At 72.4% G+C, this 19245-nt stretch carries 14 protein-coding genes; 6 read left to right on the forward strand and 8 right to left on the reverse strand.

What is annotated here, in order from left to right; translation table 11 throughout:
- Positions 1–20: 20 nt before the first annotated feature.
- Positions 21–1142, reverse strand: coding sequence for a S16 family serine protease (locus tag Q9S36_RS07080; protein WP_311284520.1), 1122 nt, complete (start codon positions 1140–1142; stop codon positions 21–23).
- A gap of 124 nt (positions 1143–1266) precedes the next feature.
- Here Q9S36_RS07080 and Q9S36_RS07085 point away from each other — a divergent pair, with 124 nt between their 5' ends.
- Complete coding sequence (locus Q9S36_RS07085) at positions 1267–2631, forward strand: zinc-dependent metalloprotease (protein ID WP_311284521.1); 1365 nt, start codon at positions 1267–1269, stop codon at positions 2629–2631.
- Between the two features lie 816 nt (positions 2632–3447).
- Here the strand turns inward: Q9S36_RS07085 and Q9S36_RS07090 are convergent.
- Entirely contained in the window at positions 3448–5205 is a 1758-nt protein-coding gene (locus tag Q9S36_RS07090) for an ATP-dependent helicase (protein WP_311284522.1), read from the reverse strand.
- Complete coding sequence (nudC, locus tag Q9S36_RS07095) at positions 5202–6161, reverse strand: NAD(+) diphosphatase (protein WP_311284523.1); 960 nt, start codon at positions 6159–6161, stop codon at positions 5202–5204. Before nudC ends, Q9S36_RS07090 begins: the two co-directional genes overlap by 4 nt.
- A gap of 127 nt (positions 6162–6288) precedes the next feature.
- On the opposite strand from nudC, the gene Q9S36_RS07100 reads away from it, so the two are divergent.
- Positions 6289–7584, forward strand: coding sequence for a phosphotransferase (locus tag Q9S36_RS07100; RefSeq protein ID WP_311284524.1), 1296 nt, complete (start codon positions 6289–6291; stop codon positions 7582–7584).
- Here Q9S36_RS07100 and Q9S36_RS07105 read toward each other — a convergent pair.
- Genes Q9S36_RS07105 through Q9S36_RS07115 form a run of 3 tightly spaced genes read right to left on the reverse strand, consistent with a single transcriptional unit; the run spans position 7506 to position 14316 of the window.
- Positions 7506–10961 (reverse strand): ATP-dependent DNA helicase, encoded by a 3456-nt coding sequence (locus Q9S36_RS07105; RefSeq protein WP_311284525.1) that lies wholly within the window; start codon positions 10959–10961, stop codon positions 7506–7508. The two genes, Q9S36_RS07100 and Q9S36_RS07105, sit on opposite strands and share 79 nt — an antisense overlap.
- Entirely contained in the window at positions 10958–14176 is a 3219-nt protein-coding gene (locus Q9S36_RS07110; RefSeq protein ID WP_311284526.1) for an ATP-dependent DNA helicase, read from the reverse strand. The genes Q9S36_RS07105 and Q9S36_RS07110 overlap by 4 nt, the downstream gene beginning before the upstream one ends.
- Positions 14176–14316, reverse strand: coding sequence for a hypothetical protein (locus Q9S36_RS07115; protein ID WP_251450302.1), 141 nt, complete (start codon positions 14314–14316; stop codon positions 14176–14178). The genes Q9S36_RS07110 and Q9S36_RS07115 overlap by 1 nt, the downstream gene beginning before the upstream one ends.
- On the opposite strand from Q9S36_RS07115, the gene Q9S36_RS07120 reads away from it, so the two are divergent.
- Together Q9S36_RS07120 and Q9S36_RS07125 are read left to right on the forward strand one after the other, a co-directional pair.
- On the forward strand, positions 14317–14541 hold the full coding sequence (locus Q9S36_RS07120; RefSeq protein ID WP_251450304.1) for a DUF3107 domain-containing protein: 225 nt from the start codon (positions 14317–14319) through the stop codon (positions 14539–14541).
- A gap of 10 nt (positions 14542–14551) precedes the next feature.
- Positions 14552–14842 (forward strand): hypothetical protein, encoded by a 291-nt coding sequence (locus tag Q9S36_RS07125; protein WP_311284527.1) that lies wholly within the window; start codon positions 14552–14554, stop codon positions 14840–14842.
- 29 nt (positions 14843–14871) lie between these two features.
- Here Q9S36_RS07125 and Q9S36_RS07130 read toward each other — a convergent pair whose 3' ends face one another.
- Positions 14872–15588 (reverse strand): ferritin-like fold-containing protein, encoded by a 717-nt coding sequence (locus Q9S36_RS07130; RefSeq protein ID WP_311284528.1) that lies wholly within the window; start codon positions 15586–15588, stop codon positions 14872–14874.
- Between the two features lie 131 nt (positions 15589–15719).
- On the opposite strand from Q9S36_RS07130, the gene Q9S36_RS07135 reads away from it, so the two are divergent.
- Complete coding sequence (locus Q9S36_RS07135; RefSeq protein WP_311284529.1) at positions 15720–17204, forward strand: DEAD/DEAH box helicase; 1485 nt, start codon at positions 15720–15722, stop codon at positions 17202–17204.
- Positions 17205–17240: 36 nt separating this feature from the next.
- Here Q9S36_RS07135 and Q9S36_RS07140 read toward each other — a convergent pair whose 3' ends face one another.
- Positions 17241–18104, reverse strand: coding sequence for a PHP domain-containing protein (locus Q9S36_RS07140; protein WP_311284530.1), 864 nt, complete (start codon positions 18102–18104; stop codon positions 17241–17243).
- A 104-nt stretch (positions 18105–18208) separates the two neighbouring features.
- On the opposite strand from Q9S36_RS07140, the gene Q9S36_RS07145 reads away from it, so the two are divergent.
- Positions 18209–19228, forward strand: coding sequence for an endonuclease/exonuclease/phosphatase family protein (locus tag Q9S36_RS07145; RefSeq protein WP_311284531.1), 1020 nt, complete (start codon positions 18209–18211; stop codon positions 19226–19228).
- Positions 19229–19245: the final 17 nt, after the last annotated feature.

Raw genomic sequence — 19245 nt, forward strand, 5'->3', positions numbered from 1 at the left:
GAATACCGAGGAAGGGTCGGTCAGTCCTCGCAGGTCGGCAGTGCGGATGTGTCGCCGCCCTCGGCGACCGCGTCCAGCACGGCGAGCGCGTCCTCGAGCGTCTCGATGGAGAACACCTGCAGTCCTCCGGGGATGTGGCCCACGACCTCGTCGCAGTTGTCGGCGGGTGCCAGGAACCAGGTCGCGTCGGACTCGACGGCGCCCCACATCTTCTGACGGATGCCGCCGATCGGCCCCACGTCGCCCGAGCCCGAGATGGTGCCGGTTCCGGCGACGACCTCTCCCCCGTTGAGTTCACCGGGGGTGAGCACGTCGATGATCCCCAGGGCGAACATCATCCCCGCGCTCGGTCCGCCCACGTTGTCGAGCTGGATGGTCACGTCGAACGGGAACTCGTAGTCGGTCATCAGGGTGATGCCCAGCAGCAGCGTCTCTTCGCCGTTGATCTCGGCCGAACGGGGTTCGACCTCGACGTCGCGCTGCTCGCCGTCGCGTTCGATCGACAGCGCGACCGGATCCCCCGCACCGTCGTTGACGATGCTGCGCAGCGTATCGGCGTCCTCGACGACGGTGCCGTCGGCGGCGAGGATGACGTCCCCCTCCTCGAGGATGCCGGCCGCAGCCGAGTCGTCGACGAACGAGTACACCGTCAAGTGCGGATCGACCTCGTACCCCAGCTCGGTGAGCGCCGCCGCCGTGGCCTCCTTCTGCGAGTCCACCATGAGAGCGGTGCTCTCCTCGCTGCGTTCCTGGAGGCTCTGACCCTCGGGGAACACCGACTCGATCGGCACCACCGCGCGGCTGGGATCGAACCACGCCAGCGCCAGCTCGAACCACGACGGGGTCCGCTCGCGATTGCCCACGACCTGCACCGTGAGCAGATCCAGGGCCCCGGCCGTCGGATGGGTCTCGGCGCCGTCGACCGAGATCAGCGGCACCTCGCCGCCGTCGGCGGTGTTCGCCGAGCCCAGCGTGTTGTAGACCGGCCCCGGTCGCTGGATCACGTAGGACGTCGGCAGGAACGTGAGAGCCAGCAGCACCACCATCGCCACCGCCAGCGCCCACGTCCCGGCGATCATGCCCCGCGACATGCGTCGCTCGGGGGCCTGCGGGACGTATGCGTCGTCGTCGAACAGCGCCACGGGAACCTTTCTCGCCTGGTCGTTCGCGACCGGCGTAAGGGGTTCGGGTACCTGCCGGGCAGTGCGATGATCTTCGCGACTAGCGTAGAACGCGGTGCCCCGACCCGGCTGAAAGGCGGCTGAAGTGGCTGACGAGGACCGTAGTCCCGAAGAGGAGTTCCAGGAGCTCCTGCGCAAGATGCTCGGCGGAGCGGCCGGCGACATCGATCCAGAGCAGCTCTCACGGCTGGCCGGGATGCAGATCGACCCCGCGATGATGCAGACCGTCATGCGCCACCTGCAGGGGGCCTTCACCGCCGGCGACGAAGGCATCTCGTGGGACATGGCCAAGCGTCAGGCGCTGCACATCGCCAACCAGGACGGTCTGAGCGTGACCGGCGGGCAGCGCACCGACCTCGACCAGGCGTTCGCCCTCGCCACTCTGTGGCTGAGCGAGGCGACGACGATCTCGGACCTGCCCTCACCCGCGGTGCCGCTCACCCGCGGCGGCTGGGTGGAGGCGACGCTGCCGGTGTGGCAGGAACTGGCGGAGCCGGTCGCGACGAGCATCGCGGACGCCCTCACCGCCAGTCTCAGCGAGCAGGCGCCCGAGGACATGCAGGGCATCGTCCAGGGTGCCGGCCGTCTGATGCGCACCGTCGGCGGCTCGCTCTTCGCCTCGCAGCTGGGCCAGGTCGTCGGCGAGCTGTCGAAGGAGGTCCTCAGCGGCGGCGATGTCGGCATCCCGCTCATGCCCGACGGCGAAGCGGCGATCCTCCCCCAGAACTTCGCCGGACTCGGCGCGGAGCTCGAGATCCCCGACGACCAGCTCGCCCTGTACATCGCCACGCGCGAGCTGGCGCACGCGCGGCTCTTCCGACACGCGCGCTGGCTGCGACTGCACGTGATCTCGCAGGTCACCGACTTCGCTCGCGGCCTGCACGTCGACACCGACGCGCTCGAGGATCTCGCGTCCCGCTTCGATCCCTCCGACCCCGACGAGCTGCGCCGCGCGCTCGAGAGCGGTGCGCTGCTCCCGGCGCGCTCCGAGGCGCAGGAGCTGGCGCTGTCCCGTCTGGAGAACCTCCTGGCGACCATCGAGGGGTGGGTGGACGTCGTCACGGCCGACGCGACCTCGCGGCTTCCCTCCGCAGAGCGCATCGCCGAGGCCGTCCGGCGCCGGCGCGCCGTGGGGGGCCCGGCCGAGCGGGCGCTGGGCTCGCTCGTGGGTCTCGAGCTCCGTCCGCGTCGCATGCGCGAGGCCGCGGCGATGTGGCGCGCCGTGACCGACGCGGTGGGCGTGCCGGGCCGAGACGGTCTGTGGGACTACCCCGACCTCATGCCGTCCGCCGAAGACATCGATGACCCGTCGGCGCTGGTGGCGCGCCTGCAGGCGCGGGCACGCGGCGAGCAGCCCGAGACGGACGAGATGGATGCCGCTCTGCAGCGCCTGCTGGACGGCGAACGAGGCGACGGGAGCGAACCGCCCGAGGGGGACCGCCCCGTCTGAGGCGGCATCCTCCCCTCCCCAGGCGGCGCGCGGCGGGCAGCCCGGCCCGGTCTGTGGAAAGCCCGACGCCTGCCCACGCGACGACGGGCAGGATCGGGTGCATGCTTCGACTCGATCCCGCCCACCCTCCGCTGTGGCGGACGCCGGACACGCTCCAGTTCGGTGTCGACGGTCGCGCCGTCCTCGTCGACCCGCTCCCGTGGCAGGAGCGATGGCTGACGGCGCTGCAGGCGGGCGCGGCCGAGTCGGAGCTGATGGACGTGGCGGAACGCTTCGGGGTGCCCTCGGTCACGGCGCGCCGATTCCTGGAGAGCCTGTCGCCGGTGCTGCGGACCGCCGGCGACGACCCGGCGCCGGTGACCGTCGTCCTCGAGACACCCGCGGACCTGCCGGACCCGGTGATGCGGTCGATGCGGGTGGCGTTCGGCGACGCCGGCGTCGTCGTGACGGACCGCCGAGCAGGTGCGCACCCCGATAGCCGGCGCGCCCACACCGACGCCGACGCCGACGCCGACGCCGGCGCTGCCGGGCGACCGGTCACCGTGGTGGTCGCCTCCCACCTGGTCGATCCGCGTCGGGTGGCCGCGCTGATGTCAGCCGACGATCCGCATCTGCCGATCGTGCTGCGCCATGACCGGATCGAGGTCGGACCGCTCGTGCGTCCCGGCCGCACCGCATGCCTGGCGTGCCTGGCAGCGCATCAGCGCGACCGCGATCCGGCGTGGCCTCTCGTGATCGCGCAGCTGCTGGGAAGGCCGTCGCCCGACGTCGCCGCATCCCGGGCGGCGGAAGCCGCGCTCGTCGCCGCGCGCCTGGTCAGCGACGTGCGGGCGGACGCCTGGCCGAAGCGGATGCGGTCGGTGACGCTGACCGCCGACCCCCTGCACCGGCAGACCCGGTGGCACCGACCGCACGCAGCGTGCGGCTGCCGATCTCCCGAAGGAAACGCGACGGCTGCCTCTCACGAGGCCCGCGCGCCCAGCTGAGCCACAGCGTCCGCGCGGCGCGGGTGATGCCGACGTAGGCCAGTCGGCGCTCCTCGTCCACCTGCTCGAACGTCGACGCGTACGAGATCGGCAACAGCCCTTCGGCGAGTCCGACGATGTGGACGTGATCCCACTCGAGGCCCTTCGCGGAGTGCAGCGTCGCGAGCGTGACGGTGCGTCGCGAGGGCTCGTCGCCCGCTCGGGCGCGGGCGGTCAGCTCATCGGTGAAGACCCGCAGCGTCGTGCCCTCGGGCGCCTCTTCGGCCAGACGCAGGATCGCCGCCCGCGCCTCCCATGCGTCGCGCAGGGCGCCGCCGGCCTGGGGCGGTTCGTCGGTGAAGCCGAGCGAGCGGAGGACGTCGCGCACGGCGTCGACGAACCCCGACTGGAGCGGTGCCACCGACGCGCCGCGCAGGGCCATGACGGCCTGGCGCACCTCGGGCAGATCGAAGAAGCGCTTGCCGCCGAGGACGGTGGTGGCGATCCCCGCTCCCGCAAGGGCGCTCAGCAGCTCCGCCGACTGCGAGTGAGACCGGTACAGGACCGCGATCTGCCGTGGGTCGACGCCGTCCGAGATCAGAGCGCCGATCCGCTGAGCGACCCCGCGCGCCTCGGACGCGTCGTCCGGGTATGCGGTCACCGTCGGCGTCTCTCCGGGAGCTTCGGCCGCGGCGACCAGCCGCAGGGCGCCCGGACGATCCCGCATGAGCTCATTGGCGACGTCGAGGATCGGCGTCAGCGAGCGATAGCTCGTCTCGAGCCGCACCACGCGCGCGTCGTCGTAGCGTCGCTCGAATTCCAGCAGGAACCGCGACTCGGCGCCGGCGAACGTGTAGACCGTCTGGCTGGCATCGCCCACCACGCAGATGTCGCGGCGATCCCCGAGCCACAGCTCCAGCAGGCGGTGCTGCAGCGGCGAGACGTCCTGGAATTCGTCGACGGTGAAGTGCCGGTACTGCTCGTGGACGGCGCGGGCGACCTTGGGTTCGGCCTCGAGCATGCCCGCGCACGCCAGGAGCACATCCTCGAAGTCCACTTGGCGCCGCTCGTCCTTGAGGCGCTCGTACGCGCGCTGCAGATCGACGACGCGCTCCACGCTGAGCCTGCCCACGCCGTTCGGACGGGCCAGGGCGTACTCCTCGATGCTGCGCATGCCGACCTTGCGCCACTCGATCTCCGAGGCGAGATCACGCAGGGTCGCGGTGTCCGGGTCGATTCCGATGCCGTCCGCGGCGTGCGCCAGGAGTCGAACTTTGTTGTCCACGATCGACGGCATCGTGTCGCCCGCCAGGGTCGGCCAGAAGTAGTTCAGCTGTGCGAGCGCGGTCGCGTGGAACGTGCGGGCCGAGACGCCCTCCACCCCGAGCGCCCGCAGGCGGCCGCGCATCTCGCCCGCGGCCTTGGCCGTGAACGTGACCGCCATCACCCGCCCGGGCGAGTAGGCCCCGGTGTCGACGCCGTGGGCGATGCGGTGGGTGATGACGCGCGTCTTGCCCGCCCCCGCTCCGGCGAGCACGACGACGGGACCCCGCAGCACGGACGCGGCTTCGCGCTGCCGCTCGTCGAGTCCGGCGAGGGCGTCGCTCATTCCGTCCCCCGGTGCCAGTCGGCGATGAGGCGGTGGGCGATGGATGCCGCGCCCGGCAGTGTCAGCGGGCCCTCACCGGCCAGGCCGGCCCCGATCTCGGCCCGGGTGAACCAGCGCACGTCGATGATCTCCTCGCCGTCGGGGCGGGCCGCATCCTCATCGGTCGCCGTGGCGAGGAAGCCGACCATGAGCGAGCGCGGGTACGGCCACGGCTGCGACCCGCGGTAGCGGACGCTCGAGAGCGTCACACCTGCCTCTTCGGCGACCTCCCGGTGGACGGCGGTCTCGAGCGACTCGCCGGCTTCGACGAACCCCGCGAAGCACGAGTAGCGGCCAGCGCCCCACAGCGCGTTGGAGCCGAGCAGCAGCAGGTCGGGATCGCGAGCGCTCTGGATCGCGACGATGACGGCGGGGTCGGTGCGCGGAAAGTGCTGACGAGCACAGGAGGGGCATCGCCGGGACCACCCCGCATCCGACAGCAGCGTCATCGTGCCGCATGCAGGGCAGAAGGGGGCCTCCCGCAGCCAGCGTCCGAGGCTCACCGCTGTCACGAACGCGGCTGCGTCCGCCGCATCGAGATCCGCGGCCACCGTGCGCAGCGCGCCCCAGCCTCCCGCCGGCGCGAACGGCTCGGCGTCGGCCTCCGGGTACACCGCGGCCAGGAGCGCCTCGCCTGTCGCCGCGCGCCCGAGAAAAGCCCACAGCACGTCGCCCGGCACCCGGTCCGGCGGCATCCAATCGATGCGCCCGGCGGAGGTCAGCGCCGAGGCATCACCGTGGAGGGCCAGCACTCGGGTGGCGGGATCCGCGCGGAGACGCTCCAGCAGACCTGTCTCGAGGCGCTCGGCGGCCGCCCGTGCGAGGGCGTCAGCGCTGTCTCGACCGGCGCTGTCTCGACCGGCGCTGTCTCGAACGGTGCCCGCCGGGACGGTGCCCGCGCTCTCGGACGACGACATCGGGACCCCTCTGCGGATTGGGCGTGGAGCCGGCACCGGGACGCTCCGCGACGCCGGTGCGGCATGGTGCTCGGCGGCCAGGGCGTGGCGCGGCACCGCACGCGCGAGCCCGACCTACCCTGGGCACATGGCTCGCTCACCCCTCACTCTAGCCGCGTCCGTCACGGCGGCTCTTCCCCGCGTCGGCGTCGTGGGCGTGGGAGCCCTGACCGAGGGCGCGGCCGGCCGATACGACTCCGCCGTGGCGCACCTCGACGATGGGCGACGCGTCGTGGTGAGGGTCCCGGCCGAGCCCGACACCGCACCGGAGGTGGCGGCGCAGGCGCGGGCTCTGCGTGCTCTGACGCCGGGGGTGCGCTCGCTGCTGCCCTTCCGCGCCCCCGAGCTCCTCGGTGAGACCGCGATCGACGGCTCGCGGGCGATCGTGGTGGACTTCCTGCCCGGCTACCGGGTCGATGCTGCTCACCTGCCTCCGGGACGCGGAGCCGCGACGTCGGTGGGGGCGGCCCTGGCCGCCCTGCACGCCCTGCCGGTGTCCATCGTCCGGACGGAGGGTCTTCCCTTCCGCACCCCCGGCCAGGTCCGTGCCGACGCCGCGCGACTGGCGGACCGCGCTGCGGCGACCGGCGCTGTGCCCGTTCCGCTCATCGTGCGATGGCGTCGCGCGCTCGACGCCGATCCGCTGTGGCGTTTCGAGTCGGCGGTCGTCCTCGGCGGGGCAGGTGCCGCCTCCTTCCTGTTCGAGGACGTCGATGACGTGCCGCATGTGACCGGCGTGCTGGAGTGGCACGGGCTGAGTGTCGGCGATCCGGCCGTCGACCTGCAGTGGCTGGCGTCGGCGCCGACGGCCGCCCAGGACGTGTTCGACACGTACGTCTCCGCCAGCGATCGGGCGCCCGACGCCGGGGTGCGCGAGCGCGCCCGCCTCTACGCGGAGCTCGAGTTCGCCAAGTGGCTGGTGCACGGCCATGACGCCGAGCGCTCCGACATCGTCGACGACGCCGTGGCGCTGCTGGAGTCGCTGGCCGCCACGGTCGCGGGAAGCGATCTCCTCACGGACGGGCAGGTGGACGTCGACGGGGCGATCGCCCTGCTGGGCCAGGTGCCGGCAGCCCATTCCGCGACGGCGTCCGACACGTCGATGCACACGGACGCCTACGATGCGGCCGAGCTCTCGCAGTGGATCGACGACGACGACGCCGACCGCGAGACCGCCCCGGTCGACGTCGAGGCCGAGACCGCACGCGCCGCCGCCACGGCCCCCTCCGGCTCAACCGTCTCCGCCTCGACGCCGGGCGCGGATGCGGTCACCGGCCCGATCGACATCGCCCGCTTCGGCGAGGATCACGCCGAAGCGGAGCGCGAGGCCGAGCGCGCTTCCCGCGCGGCATTCCAGCGCTGGACCAGTTCCGCCTCGGAGTAGACACGGTCCGAACGGATGACGAGGTCGTCGGCGACGTAGTACAGCGCGACGTCGATGTCGGCCAGAGGCACTCCGTGGCGCTTGTGATAGGCCACGCGGTAGAGCGCCAGCTGCAGCATCCGCTCGTCCCGTTCCGCATCGGTGGCCGGAGGGCGTCCCGTCTTCCAGTCCACGATCTCGATGCGTCCGCCGCGGTCCGCGCGACGATAGACCGCGTCGAGCTTGCAGATGACGTTCACGATGCCGGTGGCACCACCGAGGGTCACGTCGATCTCGGTCTCGACCTCGATCGGCTGGAGCCGCCCCCATTCCGAAGCCAGGAAGATCGATGTCAGCCTGTCCATCTCGGCGGCGTCGGCCAGCGCGGACTCGCTCTCGAGCGCCTCCTCGTCCGCCTCCCACAGCCCGTCGTCGAGCGAGCCGGAAAGCCCCACCAGGCCCGAGCGATTCTCGACCCAGGCGTGGAAGAGCGTGCCGATACGGGTCTGGCGGAAGGGGCGCTCGGGCAGGGGCCGGTTCAGCGCGCGGACCGTCTTGTCGAAATCCTCGACGAAGTCCTTGAAGCGGGAGGCCGCGACCCGCGACGGCGCCGCGGCCGCAGGCGGGGCGGCGCGCGCCGCCCGCTCGCGCAAGAGGCGATCGAGCTCCTCGGTCGGGTGCGCACGCTCCGGCGCCGCCAGCGCGGCCCCGACCTCGCCGGCGGCCTCGAGCACCGCGGGCGCACGACCGCCGAGCGGGTCGAGCGGCCACTGCAGGGTCGCCCCGGAACGCCCCTCATACGGGTTCTCGGCGGTCTCATCGAGCGCCACGGGTTCGAGTCCGAGCGCGGCGAGCACCTCGTCCAGATACGGCGACGGGCGACGGGCGTCGCGTTGGCCGCCCCACTGTGAGCCGCTGAGCAGCAGGTCCTGTCGCGCTCGGGTGACGGCGACGTAGGCCAGACGGCGCTCCTCCCGTTCCTGATGGTCGCGGCTGCGGTTCTTGAACTCGGTGATCGCCTTCTGAAGCGACTTGCGGTCGCCGGGTGCGGCGGGGTCCCAGTCCAGCGTCGGAAGCGCGTCGCGGTCCCCCCGGAAGCGGTACGGGACGACGCCGTACCCGAGCCAGGCGAGCGTCGACCGCGGCCGTTTCGGCAGTTCGTCCTTCACCAGCCGCACGACCGCCACGGCGTCCCATTCCAAGCCCTTGGACCCGTGGATGGTGAGGAGCTGGACCACGCCGGGCTCGGGGGGCTCCGGACGCGGCATGAGCTCGTCGGTCTCTTCGGCGTGATCGAGCCAGGCCAGGAGGCTCCCGATCGACCCCCGCTCGTCCGACGCCAGGAATCCGCGCACCTCGTCGACGAAGGAGCGCAGCTGGGCCGAGGCCAGGCGCGCGGGGCCCCTCGTCTCGTTCGCAGCCAGTTCGACATCGAGCCCCAGCTCGAGCTCGATCTGCCGGATCAGGTCGGGAATGGGTTGACCCACCTGCCCGCGCAGGCGCTCGAAGACACCGCCCGCTTCTTTGATGCGGCGCACTCCTTCGCGGGTGAAGCCGCCGAGCAGCCCGTAGTCGGCAGGCAGCGCCCGCACCACGTCGACCGCGTCGACGATCGAGACCTGCTCGTCGACGCCGACAGAGCCGCGAAGGCGCTGCAGCACCGCATCGGGCAGCCGCGACAGCGACGCATCGCGCTGCGCGAGCGTGGTCGCCAGCTCATGCAGCGCCGCCATGTCGGCCACGCCCACGCCGAAGCGCGGCCCGACGAGCAGGCGGATGAGGCTGGAGCCCTGCCCGGGGTCGCTCAGCACCCGCAGAGCGGCGACGACGTCCACGACCTCGGGCGTGGACAGCAGTCCCCCGAGCCCGAGGATGCGATGCGGGACGCCTCGAGCGGCGAGGGCGTCGGCGAAGACGGACATGTGGCGCTTGGCGCGGAAGAGGATCGCGCCGGAATGGGGATCGTCGCTGCGTGCGGCGTGATGGTCTCGCACCCGCACGAACCAGTCGGCGACGGCCGCCGCCTCCTCGTCGATCGTCTGGGCGAACACCCGGGCGACCCGCCCCTCACCGGCGGCGGGCCGCGAGACCAGCGGCGGCACGTCGGCATCCGCACCGGCGATGAGGGCGTTCGCGGCGTCGAGGATCCGCCGGTCGTTGCGCCAGCTGACCATGAGCGCGAACCGCTCGCACGGGGTGTCCCGGGCGAAGGCGCGGGCGAAGGCACGCAGGTTGTCGGCGCTGGCTCCACGCCAGCCGTAGATGGACTGATGGGGGTCGCCGACGGCCATCACCGCGGTGTCGTGGAAGACCGCGGCCAGCAGATCCGTCTGGATGACCGACGTGTCCTGATACTCGTCCAGCAGGACCACCCGGTACTGGGCTCGCAGCTCGGCGGCGACGTCCGGCGAGGTGATCACGATCTCGAGAGCCCCGGCGACCTGGTCCGCGAAGTCCAGTGCCCCGCGGGCCTGCTTGACGCGCGCGTAGTCCCGCACGAGGTCGGCGAGCACGGGCAGGCCGCTCATCGCCGCCCCGAACTTCTCGATGTCGCCCGGCTGCGCCAGCCCCGGGTTCGTGAGCGGACGGATCGCCGCGGCCATCTCGGTGCCGAACGCGGCCAGCTCGTCCAGGTCGACCCGATTGTCCAGGACCTCTCCCGCGAGCCGCTGCACCGCGTCGACCACCGTGCCGAACCGGTCTTCGCGGAGCGCGAGCCGTTCGTCGACGGAGGACACCACCACTCGTCTGGCGGTCAGCCACGACCCGGACTGGCTCAGCAGCGACGCGTCCGCGTCGCGACCGATGCGTGCCGCGTGCTCGCGCACGATCGCGTCCGCGAACGCGTTGTAGGTCGACACGCGGGCACGCAGCAGCACGTCCTCGTCGACGCTGCGGATTCCCGGCCCGACCGCGGCCTCCGGGTGGGCGTCAGCGTCACCGTACGTTCCCACCTGGCGGGCGAGCCGGTCGAGGTGCTCCCCGAGGGCGAGGCGCCGTCGACGCTCGGGTTCGCGCGCGACATGCTCCCAGACCGTCGTGAGCTCACCGGATGCCGCGAGCGCGGGGATGTGGGCGAGAAGCCCCCGCCGGGCGTACTCGTCGACGCGACTCAGGCGCGCACCGATGCGCTCGGCGAGCTCGCCGGCCGCTTTCCGGGTGAAGGTCAGACCGAGGATCTCGTCACGGCGCACATGTCCGTTGGCCACGAGCCACACCACCCGGCCGGCCATGGTCTCGGTCTTGCCGCTTCCGGCTCCGGCGATGACCAGGGCGGGCGTCGGCGGCGCTTCGATCACCGCGCGCTGGTCTGCGGTGGGTTCGGGAAGCCCCAGGGCTGCGGCGATGACCGAGGCGGAGAGACCGGTCCCGAGCGGCCACTGCGGTGTCGTCGTCACGCGGAGCTCACCGCCTTGACGGTGTGCAGCCGGCAGACCGCGAACCGGTCCTCCGTGCAGTGGGCGTCCACGTTCGCGACGAAGCTCGACGCCGCCATCCCCCGGGCGTCATCGGCGATGCGTCGCAGGAACGCCGCGCGCTCGTCGACGCCCATGGGCGGCTGGTGCGCGATGCGGTAATGCGTCCCCTTGAGGGTCTTCGACAGCACGAGCAGACGCGCCCCGGCGTTGACGTGCCCCTGCGCGCCGTCCACCGTGCCCTCCGCGACGGCGAGCTGATAGGCGGCCAGCTGCGCATCCTCGCGGACCTTCTCCGCCGACACGCGCCCCTCCGAGCGACCGGTCTTCAGGTCGATGACCACCACGCGAGTGGCCTCTCCGTCGACGACCGGCACGTCCTCGCCGCCACCCGGCGGATACACCTCCACCCGGTCGATCGAGCCGCTCAGCAGCGCGAGCGGACCCGGCGGCGGCTGCATCGGCTCGGATGAGGCGATCACCGCGGGCTCGCCACCGTCGTCGGGCAGCTGGACCATCAGCCGGAAGCGGGCTTCCGAGCCCACCGGTGCTCCCCCCTCCCGGGCGACCCGGCGCAGATAGACATGGAGTCGCTGCACCAGGGTCTCGGCCCACGCGCGCTCCTGCCTCTCGAGCCAGGGCGCCTCGAAGTCCAGCTCCCCCCATCGGGCGTCCACAGCGGCGCGCAGTGCCTCCAGATCCCCGTCCGGAGCGTCTTCCATCGCCGCGTGGAGGATCGTCCCGAGCCCCGATGAGAACGAGGTCGTGTCACCTCCGAGGGCGCGCACCGCCCAGTCGAGCCCGCACGTCTCGAACCCCTCGAGGCGTGAGGGCGAGACCCGCACCGGCGCCCGTTGCAGATCGTGCAGCGGGCCGGTGCTCGACGGCGGAGACACCCCGTACCACTGCTCCGGGTGCGCTCCCGGCACGCCCGCTTCGGCGAGAAGCACCAACTGCCCCGCCGCGTGGGCGCGAGCGTGCGGGTCGGAGACGGAGGTGAGCACCCGGCGGTGCTGCGCGACGAGCCCCCGGAGGGTGAGCGGATGGCCCTCCGCGGCCGTTTCGGTCGTCGGCTCGGGGAGATAGGCGAAGAGCGCGCTCGGACCGAGATCGTCGTCGTCCACCGCCGTGACCACCACACGCGACCGCGCCCGCGAAACGGCCCGCACGAACAGGCGGAGCTCTTCATGGAGTGCGGCACGACGACGGTCGATGACCTGCGGCGGGGCGGCGGGCACACCCCCGCGGTGCGCGGCGACGGCGTCCGCCAGGCGCCAGGTGTCGAGCAGGCCGCCGCGCAGCCGCGTGTTCGGCCACACCCCGTCCTGGACCCCCGCCACCACCACGACGTCGAACTCCGTGCCGAGTGCCGCAGCCGGGGTCAGCAGCGCCACCGCCCCGGCACGCTCGGGCGCGGTCAGCATGTCCTCGGGCACTTCGCTGTCGAGGATCTCGCGGATGAAGCGCGACGGCCCCTCCTCCGGTGCACGCTCGACCGAGCGCTTGGCCGCGCCGAACAGCGCGACCAACGCATCGAGGGCTCGCGTCGCCTCGTCCGCCCCGGCTCCTCCGCCGGCCGCGCGCCGCGACCACACCTGCTCCAGGCCCGAGCGCTCCCAGACCAGCCACAGAAGCTCGTGAATGGTCGCTCCGCGTCGGCCGTGGTCGTGCAGTTGCGCGAGGGTGGTCGCCAGTCGCTCGGCGCGGCGGGCCTCGGCGGCGTCGATCAGGGCGAGGATGCCGGGCTCGCGCATCGCCTCGGCGAGCAGTTCGCGCGCCGGGCGACTGCCCTCCGCCGCGAGTTCGCCGATGCGCAGGCGCGCGCGCAATCGCCGCAGGCCGACCGAGTCGAGGCCGCCGTAGGGGGTCACGAGGGCGTCGGCGAGCGCGTCCGGCTCGCGGTCGGCGGGATCGGCCAGACCCAGCCGGACGATGCCGACGAGATCGCGGACGACATCCTCCCGCCCCAGCGGACGCGGTACGCTGCCGGCCCGGGTGGGCACCTCGCGCGCCGCCAGCTCCACTTCGAGCTGCGCGACCTGGCGCGTATCGTGCGCGATCACCGCCATGTCGTCCCAGGCGATGCCGTCCATGACGTGCCACGCCCGCAGGGTCCGCGCGATCCGATCGACCTCGGCGAAGGGCGAGTCCGCGATGATGGCCGCGACGCCCTCGTCATCGGAGTCCGGTCCGGGGGCGCGGCGATGGTCCACGCGGCCGACGGCGCCGATCGACGAGGTGACGACACGCGTCAGCCGCGTGAGGGCGGGGACCGCTCGGTGCGGGGCGTCGAGCACGTGCACCGTGCCCCCGAGGGTGCGCACCAGCGCGTCGAACAGCTCCGGGCTGGCGCCGCGGAAGGCACCGGATCCGATGTCGGGATCGCCGAAGGCGACCACGGCGATCCCCCGGCGTCGCGCGGCCTCCACGAGCGCCACGCCACCGCGCGTGAGCTCCTGCGCGTCGTCGACGAGGAGCACCTTGAGGTCCACCGCCGCGCCGATCCGATCCCGCCCGGCGTGCGAGAGCAGTCCCGCGGCCTCGTGGACGAGCTCGGCGGCGTCGCGGTGCGAGGCGCGCATGCGGGCCAGCGCATAGTCGTACTCCTGCAGGAATCCCGCCGCCGCGGCCCAGGTGTCGTGACCCTCCCGTGCCGCCACGGCGGCGAGCTCGCGGGGGCGGACGCCGAGATCCGCGCACTGGGCGGCGAGAGCCCGCAGCTCGGAGCGGAACGAGCGGGACCGACGCACGGCCGGACCGAGCACCGCCGGCCAGCGGTCGGCGCCGGTCGCGGCATCCTCCTCGTCCCCGGCGAGCAGGTCGGCGATGATGCGGTCCTGGTCGCCCGCCGTGAGCAGCTGCGGGGGCTCTCCGCGGTCGGCCACGGACGCAGCGCGGACCAGCTGGAACGCGAAGGACGCCGTGGAGCGGGCGAGGGGACCGGGGGTGGCGACGTCGAGACCTGCGGCGAGGCGATCGCGGACGGCGGTCGCCGTCTGGCGCGTCGGGGTGAGCACCAGGAGCTCGTCCGGCGAGAGCCCGCCGTCGGTCAGCAGATGCGCGACCCGCAGCACGAGTGCAGTCGTCTTGCCGGTGCCGGGCGCTCCCAGGACGACGCCCGACGCGTCGGCGGGCAGACCGGCGACCGCACGTTGGGCGGCGTCGGGCCGCACGTCGGGGCGGGTCGGGCTCGGCATCACCCGACGACGCTACCGTGCACGTCCGACTCGATGCCGTTCGCCCAGAGCGTGCCCGCAGCGGGCGGGTCGCCGCCGGCCGTGTCGTAGAGTTGCCATGCGCCGCAGGCAGGGGCGCACAGCGCGAGAAAGGCAGTCACGTGGAGATCCGCATCGGCATCGCGAACACCGGACGCGAGCTCAGCTTCGAGACGAACGAGCCCGCGGCGGCGGTGAAGAAGTCGATCGCCGACGCGCTGGACGCCCAGTCGAGCCACGTCACCTTCGCCGATGCGAAGGGCAACTCCTACATCGTCCCCACCGCGTCGCTGGCGTACATCGAACTCGGCACCGAGGAATCGCGCCGCGTCGGCTTCGTCGCCTGACCCCACGCCCGTGGAGATCCTCCTGGGTTTGATCGCCGGAGCCGCGATCGGCATCGGCGTGCACCTGCACATCGGTGCGCGCTCCACACGCGGTGCGGTTCTCGCGCCGATGATCGGCACCGTCTCGGCCGGTGCGGCCTGGACCGCCCTCACCTGGGCCGGCCTGGGCGCCGCCACCGTATGGCCGTGGCTCGCCGCCGTCCTCGTTCCGCTCGCGGTGACCTATCCGGTCGTGATCATGCTGGCGCGCACGCGCGCGGCGCACGACGCCAACGAGAGGGCGCGCCTCGGGCTCGGCTGACCCACGCCACGGCGGGGTCGGGGCGCGGGTCAGGCGGCGAGGCCCATCGCGTCCATGCGGCGCGAATGCGCGGCCATGAGTTCGGTGAACACCGGCTCGACCTTCTCCTCGTCGGCGACGCGCAGCTCCGTCGGTCGCAGCGCGGCCCGCGCGATGAGCAGCGTGTCCCCGACGAGCCGGCGTCCCCACATCGCCAGCAGGGATCGCCACTGCGCATCGCTGGCGATCGTGTCGAGGATGATGTCGACGATCGCCTGGCGGTCGTCGTCGGCTCTGAGGATCCTGGCCACACGCCGGCCGGTCTCGCCGTAGCTCGACGACAGGGCGAGATAGAAGTCGTCCAGCATGCCGGCGGTGATGTGCACCGACAGCATGGTCTCCTGCGGTCGCACCCCGTGGGTGGCGCGGCGGAACGCGTCCAGCGGTTCCCGGAACGGGAGCATGAGGGTCGTGGGATCGTCGCCGCGCTCGCGGATCAGGGCGACGAGCGCCTCGTGCTTGGTCAGCGCCGCGCCCGCCGCCCGGGACAGCGACTCCTTCTGCGCCAGTTCCGGAGTCGAGGCGATCAGCTCGCTGAGGGTCTCGAAGTATCCCAGCTGCAGATAGGCGGCCTGGCCGAGGAAGGTGTCGGCGTCGGGTGCGAGCTCTTCGAAGTCGACGCGGACGGCGTCGCCGAAATCTCCCCTCGAGCGCAGGGCCAGCGAGCGATCGCCGCGCCGACGGCGCTGCCAGAACCAGGTCACCACGGCTTCTACCCTAGGGCCGGGTATCCTGGAACGCGTCCCGGCGACGGACCGGGACCCCGCGCCTGCGGATGAGTGAGGGCGTGGATCGCTTCGCGGCATCCCTCGCCGCCTCATCTGAACAGGTACATATCGTGACGACCTTCGCCGAACTCGGCGTAGACCAGGACATCGTCGAGGCCCTTGCCACCAAGGGCATCGTCGACGCGTTCCCCATCCAAGAGCAGACGATTCCGCTCGGGCTTCCCGGCCAGGACATCATCGGCCAGGCCAAGACCGGCACCGGCAAGACCTTCGGGTTCGGCATCCCCGTCGTCCAGCGGATGGGCCTCGACCCCGCCCCCGGCGTCAAGGCCCTCATCGTGGTCCCCACCCGCGAGCTGGCCGTCCAGGTCTACGAAGACATGGACATGCTCACGTCGAACCGCTCCACGAGCGTCGTCGCCATCTACGGCGGCAAGGCGTACGAGGGGCAGATCGACCAGCTGAAGGCCGGTGCGCAGATCGTGGTCGGCACCCCCGGCCGTCTGATCGACCTCAGCAACCAGCGACTTCTCGACCTCTCGAACGCCACCGAGGTCGTGCTCGACGAGGCCGACAAGATGCTCGACCTCGGCTTCCTCGCCGACATCGAGAAGATCTTCACCAAGGTCCCGCCGGTGCGCCACACCCAGCTGTTCTCGGCCACCATGCCCGGGCCCATCGTGGCCCTGGCGCGCCGCTTCATGTCGAACCCCATCCACATGCGCGCCAACGATCCCGACGAGGGCCTCACGCAGGCGAACATCCGGCACCTCGTGTACCGAGCCCACTCGCTCGACAAGGACGAGGTCATCGCCCGCATCCTGCAGGCCGAGGGCCGGGGCAAGTCGGTCATCTTCACCCGCACCAAGCGCGCCGCTCAGAAGCTCGTCGACGAGCTCGGCGACCGCGGCTTCAACGCCGCTGCCGTGCACGGCGACATGAGCCAGGAGTCGCGCGAGCGCTCCATGGCCGCCTTCAAGGCCGGCAAGCGCGACGTGCTGATCGCCACCGACGTCGCCGCTCGCGGCATCGACGTCAACGACGTCACGCACGTCATCAACCACACGATCCCCGACGACGAGAAGACCTACCTGCACCGCGTCGGCCGCACCGGCCGCGCCGGCAAGACGGGCATCGCCGTCACGTTCGTGGACTGGGACGACCTGCACAAGTGGGCGCTGATCAACCGGGCCCTGGAGTTCGGTCAGCCCGAGCCGGTCGAGACCTACTCCTCGAGCCCCCACCTGTACGACGACCTCGACATCCCCGCCGGGACCAAGGGCCGCATCGCGACGGCCCCGCGCACCCAGACCGTCAAGACGCAGGATGCCGGCACGAACGGCGACCGCCCTGCGCGCACCCCCCGCACGAACGACACCGGCGACGGGGATGCCCGCCGCAGGCGTCGCCGCCGCTCGGGCTCGGCCGCCGCCGGAGCCGAGGTGCCCGCCGAGCACGGGGCGCCCGCCCCGGCGTCCGTCCCCGACGGCGCGGGAACCCATGACGGCTCCGGCAAGGAGCACCACGACGGCAAGCCCGCCCCGCGGCGCCGTCGCCGTCGCGGCCCGCGCACGGGCGGCACCCCCGCGGTCTGACGCGGTCGGTCACACACACACGCCGGGCGGCGGCACTCAGGGATAGACCGGGGTGCTGCCGCTCGCACTGTCGATAAGGCGCGCGACCATCGCGTCGGCCGTGGTGTTCTCGCCCGGCAGGTTCGGCTTGCCGACCCCGTGGTAGTCGCTCGAGCCGGTGACGATCAGGTCCCGCTCCCGGCACAGCCGGGCGAGGGTCTCACGACCCCCGGGCAGGTTCTCGCGATGATCGAGTTCGAAACCGCCCAGACCGGCGTGCAGCATCCGCTCGGTGAGTCGCTCGGGCAGGAGGCCGGCGCGACCGGCGGGGTGAGCGATGATCGCCACTCCCCCGGCCGCGACGACGAGTTCGACCGCGGTCACCGGGTCGGGCGCGTAGAGGGCCACGTAGTAGTCGCCGCGCGGGCTCAGGATGCCCGAGAACGCCTCGGCGCGATCGCGCACGAGGCCGCGTGCGATCAGGGCGTCCGCGATGTGGGGACGCCCCACGGTGGCACCGTCTATCGTCTGGGCGAGGATGTCGTCCCACACGAGGTCGTAGTCGCGGGCGATCCGGTCGGCCATGACACGCGCCCGATCCAGGCGCGAGGAGCGGATGCGGTCGGTCATCGCCCGCAGCGCCGGGTGGTCGGGGTCGAACAGGTAAGCCAGCACGTGGACGCTGCGCCACTCGTGCCGGGCCGACAGCTCCATCCCCGGCAGCAGCGTCATCCCCAGAGAGGTGGCGGCCTCCGCCGCCTCGGCCCACCCCGATGTCGTGTCGTGGTCGGTGAGCGCGACCGTGCGCAGTCCGTGTCGATGGGCGGCGCTCATCAGTTCGGCGGGCGCCTCGGTCCCGTCGGAATGGGTCGAGTGCAGGTGCAGGTCGCTCGGACCGGAGAAGCGACGTGATGCCTGCACCCTCCGAGGGTATCGCCGGTGGACGGCGTCGGCGTCGCACGCGCATGCGCTCCCCGGCATGTCCGCTGACCGATCTCCCAGGCTGCTGACATAGAGTCGCCGTCGTGCTTCGCCTCGTGGGGGTCCTGGTGACCGTGGTCGGCGCGATCGTCGCAGCCGCTCTGACCTTCCCCGGAGTGTTCAGCGTGGGACGCTTCTGGCCGGTGGCGCAGGTGGTCTCGTTCCGCGGCCTCCTCGCGGCCGGTTTCGCCGCGGCGACCCTCTTCCTCCTGCTGCTGGCGGTCGCGCGTCCGCTGCGGACGATGGCGCTCACCCTCGCCCTGGTGACCGCGCTGGCCGCCGGAGCGAACGTCGCGATGCTGATGACGAGGGGGCTCGGAACCGAGAGCCTCCCGGCGAAGTCCGACGCCAGCATCCGGGTCATGACGTGGAACACCGCCGGCGAGGCGACGACCGCCGACACGGTGGCCAAGATCGCCGTGGCCATGGACGCCGACATCGTCGCACTCCCCGAGACGACGATCGCCACCGGCGAGCAGGTCGCCATCGCGATGCGCGAACTCGGGCATCCGATGTGGGCGCATCACGTCGACAACCCGTCGACCCAGTGGGATGCCGGATCGACCACCCTCCTGATCACGCCGGACCTGGGCGATTACGCCGTCATCGAGGCCTCGCAGGACGGCACCAGCAACACCTCCACGGTGCCGAGTGCGGTGGCGATGCCCACGAGCGGCGACGGACCGATCGTGGTGGCCGCGCACGCGGTCGCCCCGCGGCAGGCGTACATGTCGTACTGGCGCAGCGACCTGCAGTGGCTGGCGGATCAGTGCGCCGATGCGAACGTGATCCTCGCGGGCGACTTCAACGCCACCCTCGATCACATGGCCGGTCTGGGCGTGGACGGCGGCACCCTCGGACGCTGTCACGACATCGCCGCAGAGACCGGCAACGGCGCCGTCGGCACCTGGACGACCGCGATCCCCGCCCTCCTCGGCGCCCCCATCGATCACGTCATGGCCACGACGCACTGGAGGCCCACCGGCTCGATCGTCCTGCGGTCCCTGGACGGATCCGGCAGCGATCACCGGCCGCTGATCGTCCAGCTCGAGCCTGTGGGCTGACGCGCACCGACCGCCGA

The sequence above is a fragment of the Microbacterium sp. ARD31 genome (genome assembly GCF_031844425.1).

Bases quoted from the DNA above. Each gene is read 5' to 3' on its own strand.
- Q9S36_RS07090 (WP_311284522.1), bottom strand. From the start codon at position 5,205: ATGAGCGACGCCCTCGCCGGACTCGACGAGCGGCAGCGCGAAGCCGCG.
- nudC (WP_311284523.1), bottom strand. From the start codon at position 6,161: ATGTCGTCGTCCGAGAGCGCGGGCACCGTCCCGGCGGGCACCGTTCGA.
- Q9S36_RS07100 (WP_311284524.1), top strand. From the start codon at position 6,289: ATGGCTCGCTCACCCCTCACTCTAGCCGCGTCCGTCACGGCGGCTCTT.
- Q9S36_RS07110 (WP_311284526.1), bottom strand. From the start codon at position 14,176: ATGCCGAGCCCGACCCGCCCCGACGTGCGGCCCGACGCCGCCCAACGT.